General features: G+C 49.3%; 14 protein-coding genes. 12 read left to right on the forward strand and 2 right to left on the reverse strand.

The window, feature by feature from the left end; all coding sequences use genetic code 11:
- Window positions 1-82 precede the first annotated feature (82 nt).
- From ACOZB4_RS14640 to ACOZB4_RS14690, 11 genes are all read left to right on the forward strand, one after another.
- Window positions 83-2,812, forward strand: coding sequence for a copper amine oxidase N-terminal domain-containing protein (locus tag ACOZB4_RS14640; RefSeq protein WP_076320854.1), 2,730 nt, complete (start codon window positions 83-85; stop codon window positions 2,810-2,812).
- A gap of 230 nt (window positions 2,813-3,042) precedes the next feature.
- Window positions 3,043-3,513: a Fur family transcriptional regulator gene (locus ACOZB4_RS14645; protein WP_379415015.1), complete on the forward strand. Its 471-nt coding sequence runs from the start codon at window positions 3,043-3,045 to the stop codon at window positions 3,511-3,513.
- Complete coding sequence (yidD, locus tag ACOZB4_RS14650) at window positions 3,510-3,767, forward strand: membrane protein insertion efficiency factor YidD (protein ID WP_379415017.1); 258 nt, start codon at window positions 3,510-3,512, stop codon at window positions 3,765-3,767. Before ACOZB4_RS14645 ends, yidD begins: the two co-directional genes overlap by 4 nt.
- Window positions 3,768-4,241: 474 nt before the next feature.
- The gene (gene metG / locus ACOZB4_RS14655; RefSeq protein ID WP_379415019.1) at window positions 4,242-6,230 is read left to right on the forward strand and encodes a methionine--tRNA ligase; all 1,989 of its coding nucleotides are present in this window, start codon (window positions 4,242-4,244) and stop codon (window positions 6,228-6,230) included.
- 210 nt (window positions 6,231-6,440) lie between these two features.
- Window positions 6,441-7,535: a metal ABC transporter solute-binding protein, Zn/Mn family gene (locus ACOZB4_RS14660; protein ID WP_339272097.1), complete on the forward strand. Its 1,095-nt coding sequence runs from the start codon at window positions 6,441-6,443 to the stop codon at window positions 7,533-7,535.
- Window positions 7,536-7,636: 101 nt separating this feature from the next.
- Window positions 7,637-8,386: a metal ABC transporter ATP-binding protein gene (locus tag ACOZB4_RS14665; protein WP_076320859.1), complete on the forward strand. Its 750-nt coding sequence runs from the start codon at window positions 7,637-7,639 to the stop codon at window positions 8,384-8,386.
- 45 nt (window positions 8,387-8,431) lie between these two features.
- Entirely contained in the window at window positions 8,432-9,238 is an 807-nt protein-coding gene (locus ACOZB4_RS14670; RefSeq protein WP_076320860.1) for a metal ABC transporter permease, read from the forward strand.
- A 17-nt stretch (window positions 9,239-9,255) separates the two neighbouring features.
- A complete protein-coding gene (locus ACOZB4_RS14675; RefSeq protein ID WP_076320861.1) occupies window positions 9,256-9,969 on the forward strand; it encodes a cytochrome c biogenesis CcdA family protein in 714 nt (237 codons plus the stop codon).
- Window positions 9,970-10,121: 152 nt separating this feature from the next.
- Window positions 10,122-10,547 carry a transcriptional regulator MntR gene (gene mntR, locus ACOZB4_RS14680; RefSeq protein ID WP_076320862.1) on the forward strand — a complete coding sequence of 142 codons (426 nt, stop codon included), beginning with the start codon at window positions 10,122-10,124 and terminating at the stop codon, window positions 10,545-10,547.
- A 116-nt stretch (window positions 10,548-10,663) separates the two neighbouring features.
- Complete coding sequence (locus ACOZB4_RS14685) at window positions 10,664-12,223, forward strand: family 10 glycosylhydrolase (protein ID WP_379415026.1); 1,560 nt, start codon at window positions 10,664-10,666, stop codon at window positions 12,221-12,223.
- A gap of 78 nt (window positions 12,224-12,301) precedes the next feature.
- A complete protein-coding gene (locus ACOZB4_RS14690) occupies window positions 12,302-13,225 on the forward strand; it encodes a patatin-like phospholipase family protein (RefSeq protein WP_379415031.1) in 924 nt (307 codons plus the stop codon).
- 48 nt (window positions 13,226-13,273) lie between these two features.
- On the opposite strand, the gene ACOZB4_RS14695 is transcribed toward ACOZB4_RS14690, so the two are convergent.
- Both ACOZB4_RS14695 and ACOZB4_RS14700 read right to left on the reverse strand, forming a co-directional pair.
- A complete protein-coding gene (locus tag ACOZB4_RS14695) occupies window positions 13,274-13,606 on the reverse strand; it encodes a hypothetical protein (RefSeq protein WP_339272100.1) in 333 nt (110 codons plus the stop codon).
- A gap of 6 nt (window positions 13,607-13,612) precedes the next feature.
- A complete protein-coding gene (locus ACOZB4_RS14700; RefSeq protein WP_076320866.1) occupies window positions 13,613-14,605 on the reverse strand; it encodes a DUF1385 domain-containing protein in 993 nt (330 codons plus the stop codon).
- A gap of 163 nt (window positions 14,606-14,768) precedes the next feature.
- Between ACOZB4_RS14700 and ACOZB4_RS14705 the strand changes: the two genes are divergently transcribed.
- Complete coding sequence (locus tag ACOZB4_RS14705; RefSeq protein ID WP_379415035.1) at window positions 14,769-15,266, forward strand: YqhR family membrane protein; 498 nt, start codon at window positions 14,769-14,771, stop codon at window positions 15,264-15,266.
- The last annotated feature ends 41 nt before the right edge of the window (window positions 15,267-15,307 follow it).

Raw genomic sequence — 15,307 nt, forward strand, 5'->3', positions numbered from 1 at the left:
CAACTTTTCGAGAAAGTCCGCGTCTAATAGTATGTCCAATAGAGGCAGACAGACTATACTGAGAGTTTTAAAGGAGTAGAGAATGAATTTCAAGAGAATCTCGATGATTACAGTCCTTGCCGCGGCCCAGGTATCCATGGCATTTCCCGCGGCAGCTGAATCACCGGATATTACAGCTCCGGCGCTAAATAGCCAATCAGCGCTGCAGTCCCCGGTGGAAGGACAAAGCCAGCAGAGTGGAGAACAACAGACGGACTTGCAGCAAGCGGAGGAAACATCAGCAACGCCAAAGGAAACATCTTCTGATTCAGTCGAAGGTACGATTAGCGATCCGAATGCCGAACCTTCTGCACCCAATGAGCAGCAGGAGGATACGGAAAACGATCCTTCCGATAATGAGGTTTCAGAGAACGAAGAGGGCAGCCCATCCGGAGAGCCCGAAGTCAGTACTTCCAATGTTTCGGCGAATGAACTTGTACTGATGATGAACAGCAATGTGATGTACCATAACGGCAAGAAATACAAAGCGGGTCAGCCGATGGCTGTGAAGCAAGGGGTATCCTATGTCGCCATTCGCGCCATGGTTGAACGTGCAGGACTGAAACTGTCCTACGATAATAAAACGAAGGAAACCATCATCCTTAAGGATGGTAATGAACTTCGGTTTACGACAGGAAGCAGCAACTATAAAGTCAATGGACAGGTACGTTCGATGAAAGGCCCTGCCTACCAGAGCAACAATGTGTTTATGGTCCCGTTAACCGCGATCACGCAAGCGCTTGAAATTCCATACCAGGTGAACCAGCCCGAGAAGAAGGTTATTCTCGATCTATCCGGTATGGGCAGCGGCAACGGTAATGGTGAACAGCCAGGCGGAAATAACGGCGGGGGATCTGGCAGCGAGGTTCCGAATATACCGAATCTCGGGCCCAATGACCTCATCTTGATGATGAACAGCAACAAGATGTATCAGAACGGGAAAGCGTATACGGCAGGTCAGCCGATGGCAGTTAAGAACGGCGTATCCTATGTTGCCATTCGCTCCCTCGTTGATCGTGTCGGCCTGAAGCTGACCTATGACGGAAAGACTAAGGAAACGATTATTATCCGCGGTAACGATGAGCTTCGTTTTAAGACGAACAGCAGCGTTTACACCGTGAACGGGGTCAGAAAATCGATGAAGGGACCGGCTTACCAGTCCAACAATACGTTCATGGTGCCGCTGACCAGCATTACGCAGGCGCTGGACATCACCTATCGGGTGGACCAGCCGAATAAGCGGGTTATCCTTAGCTTGAGCGCAAAGCCCGTAGCTTCCTTCACGGTGCAGCCTGGTGAGATCCTCGCCGGACAAACAACGGTTACGTATAAGACAAATGCCTATTCGCCGACGGGCCTGGCTATTGTTGACGAGCATTGGGAAGGCCGGGAAGAGATTTTTGACGAACCCGGCGTGCATACGGTTTCCTACTCGGTACAGGATTCCAGCGGGGAGTGGAGCGACCCGTATATATTGAGCATTCAAGTATCCGCTCCGAATACGCCGCCTGTTGCCATGTTCGAAACGGATAAACAGGAATATAAGATCGGTGAGAAAATAACGTACATGAATATGAGTTATGACAACGATCCTGGCGATGAGCTTACGTATAAGTGGGAAAACAACGATCAGGCCTTTTTTACGGCAGGACCGCATAAAGTGCTGTTGATTGTTACTGATAAACATGGAGCGACCAGCTCATACGAGAAGATTATCAACGTAACGAGCGAAGTATTGTATACGCGTGATCAATTCAATCAATTGTTTACGGGCATCGGCGACAAATACACCTTTGACGGATCCGCTGTGCCGACATGGAATCTGATGCCGATTACAAGAAGCTCCGAACCTTATCTGTTGATTCGCAGCAACTCTCCGGAAACCGTCTATCAAGAGGGTATCGTCTACCGCGAGGTCGGCAATGCCAGCACGCGATTCATGATCCACCACTTGAACGCAACCGGGAAGAACATGAAGATGTACGTCGTCGCCACTAACATCAACACCATGACGGCGCGTCTGACAACCGAGTATACGGGAATAGGCGGTCCGATTAATATACCGACTGCCACGGGAAAAGCAGCTGTTCAGCGCTACCTCGAGTCTATGCAATCAGCTGATTCATTCAAGACGATCTCGCTCGCGCCTGGGGAAAGCCGGGTCATTCTGCAAGACTTGAGCGCGCAAACCTTGAAGAATCAGCAGGTGCTGTCCATGTTTGCTGATCTCTATTCGGATTCACCGATCCGGTATGATGTCATCATGATTGATGAAGCCAAGGATCCGATTCAAAAGCTTCCTTACCTGAAGCTCCATCCGAGCGACGGCGTTCATAACCGGGGAACGTACCCGGACTCGACACGGATCATTGAATCCCATGATCTGGTTGGCAACACGCCTACCCGTCTAGCGCTCGGTGACAAGACAAACGATCCGAATCTGGAAGGGTATGACGGCATTAACGGTTCATATCAATCCAATGCCGGGAACTTCGGTGTGCTTTACAAAATCAAGCTGCACCGCGTAGCGCCCAATACGCTGATCACGCTGAATCCGCGTGGAGGCAAGTACATGGGTGCGCTGATGGTGAACGGAACTATCATTCAGACGCCGAATACAAGCGGAGGCGCTATATCTGCACCGAATGAAGCAGCCGTTCTCTATCGTACAGGGAATTACGAGCAGACCGTGGAAATCCTGTTTACGGCGGCGCCGGGAAGCAGCTTGCCAATCAACTTCCTGTTCCAGCCGCTTCCGCAAGTGAAGAACTAATCCATTATTTATTCATAACAAAGGGACAGCCTTACAGCCAGCACATGGTTAGGGTTGTCCTTTTTGTTGGCTGATATAAAGGGCGCTCGTCAAATGCCAAGCGTTTCGCGTCCCAGCGGCGCAGTACCTTGCAGGGGTTTAGTCTATCCACAACCGCTTTCATTGACGCTGTCTTATTTTTCGGGCATTATAAGGAGAGAGTATCTTCAAGTAGAGGAGGTTACCTCCGTATGCTTACGACGGAACAGATCATCGACGCCATGTCGGAACATGGGCTGCGCATTACCGATCAGCGCAAGACGCTTGCCAAATTGTTTGGGGAACATCCTGGATATTTGACGGCCAAGGATGTGTACGAATATATGGGCCGGAAGTACAGCGGTTTGAGCTTTGATACAGTGTACCGGAATCTTCGGGTATTGTACGAGCTCGGTGTATTGGAGCAGGTAGTGTTCGAGGAAGGCATCAAGTTTCGAGGACGATGCAGCGAAGAGCATCATCATCATCACATGATTTGCCTGCAGTGCCAGAAGACGTACCCGATTACATTTTGCCCGATGCAGCTGACCGATGCACCGGATGATTTCCAGGTGGTTCAGCATAAATTCGAAGTGTTCGGCTACTGTCGGGACTGCGGCAAGGAAAATACCGATAAGGAAACTTCACCAGCCAGTGGAGGAAAGCGGGACAGCCGGGTATGAGCACGGGACGTAGGGTAGTGAAGGTGCCGATACACTTCTATCGGAAATTCATTTCTCCGTTGAAACCGGCGACTTGCCGATTCTACCCGACCTGCTCGGCCTATGCACTGGAAGCGATTGAGGTACACGGCGCGCTGAAGGGCTCCTGGCTGGCGGCCAAGCGAATAGCAAGATGCCATCCGTTTCATCCAGGCGGCATTGACATGGTTCCACCGCGCAAGGATAAGGTGTCGTCTTCATTGACAGAGAAATAGCGTTTTTGGGGCATCCTAATCGATACGAAGCGGAATGGCATGCTGTCTTTGGACATAGCAATCCCACGGAACGCGACTCACCTTGACACACCGCAGCCCGTTTGATTAAAATGTAAGAAATTATAGGTATATCCGAGGAAGAGATAAGTACGAAAAGCTTGCCTTGAACAGAGAGCCGGAACAGCTGGAAACCGGTCTTGGCGAATTTCGGAAAATGGTCTTGGAGGATCCGCTTTTGAGCGCTGCAGTCCGGGTAATAAGGCTGCCGTAAAGAAGCGGCGTGAGCCAGCGTTAATGGACGGCCGGATGACGGCAGATGAGCCTGTTACCCGTAAGGGGACAGGGAATTTGGGTGGTAACACGTGAGAACAACTCTCGTCCCATGGGGACGGGGGTTTTTTGCTGTCTACTGCTGTTTTTCAATAAGAGATTACTTGGTACAAACAATCAATTTCACGGTAAAGGAAGGTTACTATGGCAGACAAAAAGACGTTTTATATTACAACGCCAATCTATTACCCAAGCGACAAGCTGCATATCGGCCATGCTTATACTACGGTGGCCGGCGACGCCATGGCTCGTTACAAACGGCTTCGTGGATACGATGTCCGTTATTTGACGGGGACCGATGAGCACGGACAGAAGATTGAACGCAAAGCGGCGGAGGCTGGGAAAACCCCGCAGCAGTTCGTTGACGACATCGTGGCAGGCATCAAAGACCTGTGGAAGAAGCTGGACATATCCAACGAAGATTTCATTCGCACCACGGAGCAGCGCCATACCAAGGTTGTGCAGGAGGTATTTGAACGTCTGCTGAAGCAAGATGACATCTACAAGGGTGAATACGAAGGCTGGTACTGCACGCCTTGTGAGTCGTTCTTCCTGGAACGTCAGCTTGTCAACGGCAACTGTCCGGACTGTGGCCGACCAGTAGAGCTTGTGAAGGAAGAGAGCTACTTCTTCCGCATGAGTAAATATGTGGACCGCCTGCTCCAGTATTACGAGGAGAATCCGGATTTCATTCAGCCGGTATCCCGCAAGAATGAGATGATCAACAATTTCATTAAACCGGGTCTTGAGGATCTGGCTGTGTCCCGTACGACCTATGAGTGGGGCGTGAAGGTGAAGAGCGATCCAAAACACGTGATCTATGTGTGGATTGACGCACTCCTAAACTATATAACGGCACTCGGATACGGTACGGAGGACACCAGCCTGTATGACAAATACTGGCCGGCTGATGTTCACCTGATGAGTAAGGAGATCGTCCGTTTCCATACGATCTATTGGCCGATCATTCTGATGGCGCTCGATGTTCCGCTTCCGAAAAAGGTGTTTGCTCATGGCTGGCTGCTGATGAAGGACGGGAAAATGTCCAAGTCCAAGGGGAATGTGGTCGATCCGGTTACGATGATTGACCGGTATGGTCTCGATGCGCTTCGTTATTACCTGCTGCGTGAAGTTCCATTCGGAGCGGACGGCACCTTTACGCCGGAAAGCTTCGTGGAACGGGTGAACTCCGACCTGGCCAATGACTTGGGTAACCTGTTGAACCGTACCGTGGCCATGGTCGATAAATATTTTGACGGAGTCGTTCCGGCTTTCTCCGCTGGCGTAACGCCGTTTGATGCAGCGATCGAGGAAGCAGCTAAGTCGGTTTATGAGAAAGTCGAAACCGCTATGGAGAATATGGAATTCTCGGTTGCGCTGACGGCGATCAGCCAGTTTGTCAGCCGCAGCAACAAATACATTGATGAGACACAGCCATGGACGCTGGCCAAAGACGAGAGCAAACGAAATGAACTGGCATCTGTCATGAGTCATTTGGTGGAGACGCTCCGCGTGGCATCGATCCTGCTGCAGCCGTTCCTGACCCGTACGCCGAAGAAAATGTGGGATCAGCTCGGTCTGGCGGAAGGCGAATGGACGACTTGGGAAGGCGGACGCCAGTTCGGAGCCATACCGGCTGGAACGAAGCTTCAAAAGGGCGAGCCGATATTCCCACGCCTGGATACAGAGCAGGAAGTGGCCTACATCGCAGAGGCGATGACAGGCGGTACGAAGGCCGCCCAGGAGGAACCTACGACCTCGGCAGCAGCTTCGTCCGCCGAAAGCACGGAGGAGCCTGTAGAGCTTAAAGAGGAAATCGGCATTGAGGATTTTGCCAAGGTCGAGCTGCGCGTAGCGCAGGTAATCGCTGCTGAGCCGGTTAAGAAAGCAGATAAGCTGCTCAAACTGCAGCTTGATCTCGGATTTGAGCAGCGGCAAGTGGTATCCGGCATTGCGAAGTTCTACAAGCCGGAGGAATTAGTCGGACGCAAAGTGATTTGCGTAACGAACTTGAAGCCGGTGAAACTTAGAGGTGAAATGTCGCAAGGTATGATTCTGGCCGCCTCCCACGGCGACCAGCTGACGCTTGCAACGGTGCCGGATGGCATGCCTAACGGTGCCGTTGTCAAATAAAAAGCTCTCTCATTGAATTAAGTCGCGATAGACGGTGTACCCTGTTAAAGGGTACGCCGTTATTTTTTCCTTTAATACGGGGGATATAACATCTCTATTGAAAATTAATAGTAATTTTTACGATTTGGTTGACAATGATGTTTGCCTGCTCTTATAATCTTGTTAGTAAAGATTACGATTAATTGAACGGAGCGGATATGGGAGATGAACATGAACAAGAGAAAGAGAGAAAGCAAACTTAACAGTTGGACCTGGAGTGTGACCTCTATATTGTTGGCGGTACTCATCCTGTCGGGGTGCGGAAGTAAATCTGGCGGCAGCATTGTCGAAGGCAAGGTAAACGTCATTACGACCTTTTATCCAATCTATGAGTTTACGAAGGAAATTGGCGGGGACGACGTCAATGTTGTAAATCTTCTGCCAACGGGCGTGGAACCACATGATTGGACACCGCGCAGCCAGGATATCGTGAATACTTCCAAGGCTCAGCTGTTTCTCTATAACGGTGCCGGATTGGAAGGCTGGGTACCTGGGTTTCTGAAGGGACTTGATAAAGATACGCAAGTTAAGCCCGTTGAAGTCAGTCACGGGATCAAGCTGATCGATGCCGTGGGAGACGATGGTCATGGACACGGGGCAGCAGCTCATGAAGAAGAGCACGATCACAGCCATGAGGAAGGCACGGAAGCAGAGCACGATCACAGCCATGAGGAAGGCACGGAAGAAGACCATGCGGGCCATGAACACGAGGAAGCGGCCGCTGGGACTAGCGCCGACACACATCATACGGATCCGCATACATGGGTAAGCCCGAAATCGGCACTGGTCATGGCAGAGAATATCAAGAATAGTCTTGTCGAGGTGGATTCCGAGCATAGGGATGGCTACGAACAGCGCTTTGAAGCCCTGAAAGAGAAGCTGGTCAAACTGGATAACGATTTCACAAGCGAGTTGTCCAAAATGCCGAAAAAAGACATTGTCGTTTCCCACCAGGCATTTGGCTATCTGTGCCGGGATTATGGCTTGACGCAGCATGCGATTATGGGACTTTCGCCGGACGCGGAGCCCAGAGCGCAGGATATAGTAAACCTGACCAAAACGGTGAAAGAGAAGGAAGTCAAATATATTTTCTTCGAAGAACTCATATCGGATAAACTTGCCAAAACGCTGGCGAATGAAGCGGGCGTGGAAACCTTGGTATTGAATCCCGTGGAGGGACTGACGAAGGAGCAGGCAAGCGGCGGTGACAATTATTTCACGCTGATGGAGAAAAATTTGCAAAATCTAACGAAGGCTTTACAATAAGGAAGATGGGGGAGCATATCCCCCTCTTCTTTCGTGTTATGAACGTTTATGATGTTCATATATTTAGATAGAAAGACTACAGAGAGAAAGGCGGCCTGGTTATGGAGCCGGCAGCACAGGATTGCCACCAACCTATTGTACAAATCAAGGATGTATCCTTTCATTACCGCGAGCAACAGGTGATCAAGGATCTCAATTTCACCATAAAAGAGCGGGACTTTGTAGGTATTGTCGGGTCTAATGGGGCAGGCAAAACCACTTTACTCCGCATGATTGTTGGATTGCTGCCTGCCGCGGAAGGGTCTATCGAACTCTTCGGTCAGCCGATCCGTAAGTTTCAGGACTGGGAGCGAATCGGGTACGTTCCGCAGAAAAATTCGTTTAATCCACTGTTCCCCGCCACTGTGCGCGAAGTCGTCATGTCCGGGCTATATAATCGGAAGAAAATGTTTCGCCGTTTGAACCGTCTGGACCACCAGAAATGTGAGGATGCTCTGGAAGTGATGCGCATTCAGGATATTGCTGATAAGCGGATCGGCGCTCTGTCCGGCGGGCAGCAGCAGCGCGTTTTTCTCGCCCGGGCGCTCATTAATCGTCCGGATCTGCTCATACTTGACGAGCCTACGATCGGCATTGATGCCGATACCCAGGCCGGATTCTTTGAATTGATTACCCATATGCATGCCCATCATCGCATGACGTTTTTGATGGTCACCCATGATTTGGACATGGTTAAAGACTACTTGGGAGAATCGCCGGTATCGCAGAACGGGAAAATTCAGTTTTTTGTAAGGCATTCTCATGATATCGAAAACTGCGCAGAAGTGGATCTGCAGCATTCGCTCGTATAATGTATAGAAACAAACTTTTTGAAGCAGGAGAAGGGGACGTTATCATTGCTTGATATTTTGTTTAGCGATTTTTTTCAGCGGGCGCTGATCGGAGGAGTTCTGATCGGTATCACAGCCCCGCTAATCGGGATATTCCTCGTGCTGCGCAGGCTGTCCATGATCGGCGATACGTTGTCACACGTCACGATTGCGGGTGTGGCACTCGGATTTCTGATCGAAGTATATCCGCTTGCCGCAGGGCTTGTGTTTGCGGTGCTGGCCTCGTTTGCGATTGAGAAGCTGCGAAAGGCATATAAAAGTTATGCCGAGCTGTCAATCGCCATTATTATGTCTGGCGGCGTTGCGCTTGCTTCGCTGTTTTTCACCTTGGGAATGGGCTATAATACGGATGTTATGAGTTATTTGTTCGGCAGCATTTATACGCTGGATTCCACGGATATTTATATGGTGGGCGGTGTAACTGTCGTTGTCATTGCGGTTGTGGTTATGTTCTTCAAGGAGTTCTTCCTGCTCAGCTTCGAGGAGGATGCAGCCAGTGTCAGCGGCCTGCCTGTCAAAATGATGAACATGATCATTACGGTACTGACCGCGCTTGTCGTAAGCACCGCCATCAAAATTGTGGGTGCGCTTCTGGTCTCCGCATTGTTGGTGATTCCGGTAGCGATCAGTTTATTGCTGGCGAGAAGCTTCCGAAGCTCCATCGTATTATCGGTTATCATCTCCGAAATTGCCGTTATCGGGGGACTGATGCTTGCGGGCATATTTAATTTGGCACCTGGCGCGACTATCGTGCTGCTGCTAATCAGCTTGCTTATCATTACGCTTGTCGGCAAAAAGGGCTTTACGACATAAGGGGGTTCTGAAATAAAATGGCTGATATTAATATCGGCATCGCGTTTGCTGCCGGTTTTGCTTCTTTTATATCTCCATGCTGTTTACCGCTGTACCCGTCCTACTTATCTATTATTACAGGCATGTCGGTCAATGACCTGAAGAGCGAACAGAACCGCAAGGAAGTCCGATTCCGGACCATGACGCATACACTCGCGTTCATCCTTGGATTTTCTGCCGTTTATTATACCCTCGGTTGGGGTGCTGGCTTATTCGGGGAGTTCTTCACGGAATATCAGGACCTGATCCGTCAGCTGTCCGCGCTGCTTATCATCGTAATGGGACTTATGCTGATTGGTATTTTCCAGCCCAAGTTTTTAATGAAGGACCGGAAATTCAATTTTAAATCCAAACCGACCGGATACATAGGAACATTTCTGTTTGGCATCGGGTTTGCTGCAGGCTGGTCGCCATGTGTCGGACCGATTTTAACGGCCATCATCGCACTGGCAGCTTCCGATCCGGGAACCTGGTTCCCGCTGATTACCTCTTACTCTCTGGGGTTTGCAGTACCGTTTTTTATCCTGGCCTTTTTCATTGGCTCCACCCGTTGGATTCTGAAGTATTCAAACATCTTGATGAAGGTCGGCGGTATCTTGATGATTCTGATGGGGGTTCTGCTCTTCACGGATCAAATGTACAAAATTACGATTTGGCTGCAAGGCATTACGCCGGAGTGGCTTAAATTCTAAAGCTGGGGGGAAGGCTGGTCCAATTTATAAGTCATTATTGGCATAGGATTGGACCAGGACTTGCCAACCGGTCTCAAAAACATGTATCATTACTAGTGCAGGTAAAACAGTTTTTTGCACGGGTTATGTAATTATAGAAAAGAGGGAATAAGATGCCGACACCTAGCATGGAGGATTATTTGGAGCGCATCTACAAGTTGATCGACGAAAAAGGATATGCGCGCGTTTCGGATATTGCCGAAGGCTTGGAGGTTCACCCCTCATCCGTCACGAAAATGATTCAAAAGCTGGACAAAGACGAATATTTGATCTATGAAAAATATCGTGGTTTGGTTTTGACCAGCAAAGGCAAAAAAATGGGCAAACGGCTCATGGAACGTCATCATTTGCTTGAGGAATTCCTTGAGATGATAGGTGTACAGGATGAAAATATTTATAGGGATGTTGAGGGAATCGAGCATCATTTAAGCTGGGATTCCATTATGAGAATTGAGACGCTTGTGGAGTATTTCAAGCGCGATGAGAATCGACTTCAGGATTTGCGTGACGTTCATAATGAATTAGTCAACGAATCGTAATGTGGCATCTGTCCGCTTGTGACAGATGTTTTTTTAAACTGAATCGTCATATTTCTAGTGTTATACTAATAAGTTAGATTACCTGCAAATTTCATATTTTCGGAGGATTAATAGAAATGAAGCTTCGTAGATGGTTGTTGGTGCTCATTATGTTACTATTGTGTCTCCCGTCGGTGGTCCCAACTGCGCAAGCGAAGGCAGCTCCAATCAGTATTCAGTTGGACGGCGTAACCTTAAACAGTGACGTATCTCCTTACATATTGCCGAAGGTTAACGTAACCATGGTCCCTACGCGGATTATCAGTGAAGGCCTGGGCGCTTCGGTAGCCTGGAATCAGAAGTTAAAGACAGTAACGATCGGGATGGACGGTTCGAGCCTCCAATTGACATCCGGCAGCAAAACCGCGCTTGTGAACGGCTCATCCATACCGCTGGATGCATCGGTTGAAGTTAAGACCGGCCGGGTTATGGTGCCGCTGCGGTTTATCAGCGAGAACCTGGGTGTGCAAGTTGAATGGAACCAAGCGGCACAGCGCATCTCGCTAACGACAGGCACGGACGTCGTTCTTCCACCACCGGTATCCACGGGGGATGAAGTCAGAGGGGCCTGGATATCCACGGTGTTCAATCTGGATTGGCCGAAAACAAAGACCAGCGCAGAACAGCAAAAGGCATCTTACATCGCCTTGCTGGATTCGCTCCAGGAAGTGGGCATTAATACCGTGTACGTGCAGGTACGTCCGGCTGGCGATGCATTGTATCCTTCAACAATAGTGCCATGGTCCAAGGTGTTGACAGGCATTCAAGGCCTTGATCCGGGGTATGATCCGGTAGCTTTCATGGTCGAGGAAACGCATAAACGGAATATGGAGTTCCACGCATGGTTCAATCCTTTCCGGGCAAACACCGATATTTTGACAGCATCACTCGATCCATCCCATGTTGCGCTCAGCCACCCGGATTGGATCGTGAACATAGGTAAGCAGCTGTACATTAATCCAGGGATCCCGGAAGCTCGGCAGCATATCATCGATACCATTATGGAGGTCGTGAACGGATACGATATTGACGGTATTCACCTGGATGATTATTTCTACCCATCCAATACGGTCTTCAACGATGATGCGGCATACCGCCAATATAACCAAGGTGCTTATTCCAGCCTTGCGGATTGGCGCCGAGGAAATATCAATGCATTTGTGCAAACGCTCGGAGAGAGCATACACCGTGTGAAACCTAATGTGGAATACGGAATCAGTCCTTTCGGCGTATGGCGTAACCAATCCGTGGATAAGACGGGATCGGATACAAAAGCGGGTGTGACGGCTTATGACAGCATGTATGCCGATGTGAGGGCCTGGATTCAGAACGGCTGGATCGATTACGTAGCTCCGCAAATCTACTGGAGCATGAGTAACCCTGCCGCCGATTATGATAAGCTGGTTGACTGGTGGGTTAGTGAAGTGCAAGGAACCGGCGTTGACCTTTTGATCGGTCATGCGCCCTACAAACTGGGAACCAGTGAGATTGGTTGGCAGAGCGCATCGGAGATCATCAATCAACTGAAGCATAATCAGAATTATGCCGAGGTTAAAGGCAGCATTTTCTTTAGAGCAGAGAATATTTTAAACAATCCGTTAGGCATTAAAGATCAATTGCAATCATATTATAGATAAATCGGCACGTCCTATAGGTATGAAACATCCCCCGCGCTCATACATAGTCATTAGACCATGTGAGGCGGGGGATTTTATATGCAAATCAATGCGGTATTTGAAGGTGGGGGAGTCAAGGGAATCTCGCTTGCCGGGGCTGTCAAGGCGGCGGAGAATGCCGGCATGGAATTCAGCCGCGTTGCAGGAACGTCCTCCGGATCCATCGTGGCATCCGTGCTGGCAGCAGGTTACCGAGCAGATGAGATCAAGCGCATCATTGAGGAGACGCCGTTTCATTCGTTTCTCCAGCGAGCACCGATCTTTAACACGAAGTTGATCGGTCCTGCCTTGCGGGTGTTAATTAAGAAGGGGCTGTATTCCGGAGAAGCCCTTGAGAACTGGATTCGGGAAATCCTGCTTGCCAAAGGGATATTTACTTTTTCGGACATCCCGGCAGGCAAACTATATATTGTGGCTTCCGACATTACGAATGGAAGGCTGCTGGTGCTTCCAGACGATCTTCGCCAATATGGCATAAACCCTGCATCATTTCCCGTGGCAAAGGCTGTGCGCATGAGCTGCAGCATTCCGTATTTTTTCGATCCCGTCATTCTTCGTTTATTGGGCAGGGCTGCCAAGGGCAAATCGTTTGGAGAACAGTTTGTTTATATCGTGGATGGGGGGCTGCTGAGCAACTTTCCGTTATGGCTTTTTGACCGTGAGTCGAAGGGAGGGCCTAAGCCGCTGCCAGTGCTTGGCTTTCAGATGGTCGGAAAGAATAGTAACTTGCCCCATCTGATCGATGGCCCGATCGGCATGTTAACCGCCGTGTTCGAGACGATGCTTTCCGCTCACGATGAACGCTATATTGAACAGCAAAATCGCAATCGAACGATCAAAATTCCGACGCTTGGCATTGGCACCACTCATTTTAATCTGACCAAGGAAGAGAGCGAAAATTTGTACAATTCGGGATTAACGGCAGGTACGATGTTTTTCACTCGCTGGAAATCCGAGCATTAAAAAAACCGTCCAACCGGCATGAGTTTGCGCGGTTGGACGGTTTTCTTGTTAGTGATATTTAGGAACATCATCGGATGGGTCGGATTTTCCTTTTTGCCCATCGATCACTTGAAACGGGTACTGTTTACGTTTTGCAGTTGGACTGCTCTTCCGTACGGTGCTGTTTTTTGCCGCCAACTTTGCTGCCGTTCGCTTAGAAGGCTTCACCTTGGGCCGCTTGTTCAAACGGCGAGGCGGAAACTTGTAGAGCACATACACGACAGCAACAATAATGAGTGGAATCAAAATATTCAGTCTTGAACCAGGGTCTAACAGGAGTACCAGTAGCCCTATGGCGGCTAACGTGATCGCCGTCCAAAAAATGATCGCATGCCTTCTCATGGATTATCACCCTTTCGCGGGATCCAGCACACTTCCTGTCACAGATTGGTGAACTGTAACATTCTCGTATTGAGCATCTAACTCACGCATTCTGTTAAAGGATGCGATGGATACTTCAACTTGATCATCATTAGGTTCCTTCGTCGTTAGAAGCTGCAGCCACAGACCGGGATAACCGAGGAAACGGAGTACCGGCATGTCTCGCATGGCATTGGTAAGTTTCAGAAACTCAAAGGAAACGCCAAGCACGACCGGAAGAAGCGCGATTCTTTGAATGACCCGTTGCGTCATGGTATCCCATGGCACCACCGAGTAGACGACAACACCGAGAACAATGGTCAGCATCATGAAGCTGCTGCCGCAGCGATAATGCAGTCGTGTATATTTCTGAACATTCTTCACCGTCAACTCTTCGCCAGCTTCAAATGCGCTGATGACTTTGTGTTCAGCACCGTGGTACTGGAACAGTCTTTTAATGACAGGTGTCTGGGAGATCGCCCATAAATATACAAGGAGCAGTATTAATTTAATTACGCCTTCAATCAGGTTATGCACAATATAGTGATCAAATGTATTGCCAAAAAAGAAATCCTCTACAAAAACAGGAACGAGTGTAAACAGCAGCTTGCCGAATACAAAGGAAAGCACACTGACGGCGGCCACACCGATAATCATGCTTAAACTCCAGCCTGAGTCTTCTTTCTCCTTCTGTTTCTCACGTTCTTCCGGCTCCAGGGTATCGTCAGCATATGCATCCGCAGAGTAATTCAAATGTTTGGAACCCTTAATTGTAGAATCTATGAGACTGACGATGCCGCGAAGAAGCGGAATCTTCCGCAGCTTCCGAACCCATGTCTTGTCTTCGCGAGGCACCTCGAGAAACTTGATTTCGTTATTTTTACGCCGTACGGCCGTCACATTCACATGCTTTCCGCCGAACATAACGCCTTCGATTACAGCTTGGCCTCCATAGCTGATCGGGGTTGACTTATCGGACAACCAGTTCACCCTCCCTGACATGTTTTTCGTTCTATGAACTATTGTATCGAATTTTGAAAGTAATTTCTAGTTGGATTAGCCGTAAGGGAAGCGGAGCATACTACTTTCAGAGAAGAACGGGGTAAGAGCAATAGTACGATGACTTAGAGAGGAGAATCATTAGATGCATGAACATCAATTTCGACAGCAGAACCAAGTCACCAATCCATTTGTGTTTGCCCTGGAGCTGGGCTATTACGCAGGTCTGATTTGGGGGGGCGCGGTCTGGATATTTTACTGGTTAAAATTCACGAAGGTGCTGCCGGGCTTTTTGCTGGAGCCATTCTTCAAGCATGAGTTCCTAAAGACGACTGCCGGACAAATCGCCGGTTGGCTGTCCTTTATCGCATTTTCCGTCATCGCTTCCCTCATCTATGTCACCTTGTTCAGGAAGCTGAAGGGCCCGTGGCCCGGTATTGCTTACGGAATCATATGGTGGGCGGTGTTGTTCGTCGCGCTCCATCCATGGCTTCGGCTGACGGACCCGGTGAAGAAGCTGCCGTGGGATACAAACATCTCAGAGGTTTGTATTTTTATATTATGGGGACTATTTATCGGTTATACGATTGCGCAGGAATTCACCGATGAGAAACTGCGCGAACCGAAGAAGGTGACAGGCTAAGCAATAAAAACTTCTCAACCCTATGCCGCCTATGGTAAAAT

It is taken from the genome of Paenibacillus sp. NPDC058898 (assembly GCF_049316025.1).
Classification (GTDB): domain Bacteria; phylum Bacillota; class Bacilli; order Paenibacillales; family Paenibacillaceae; genus Paenibacillus_AQ.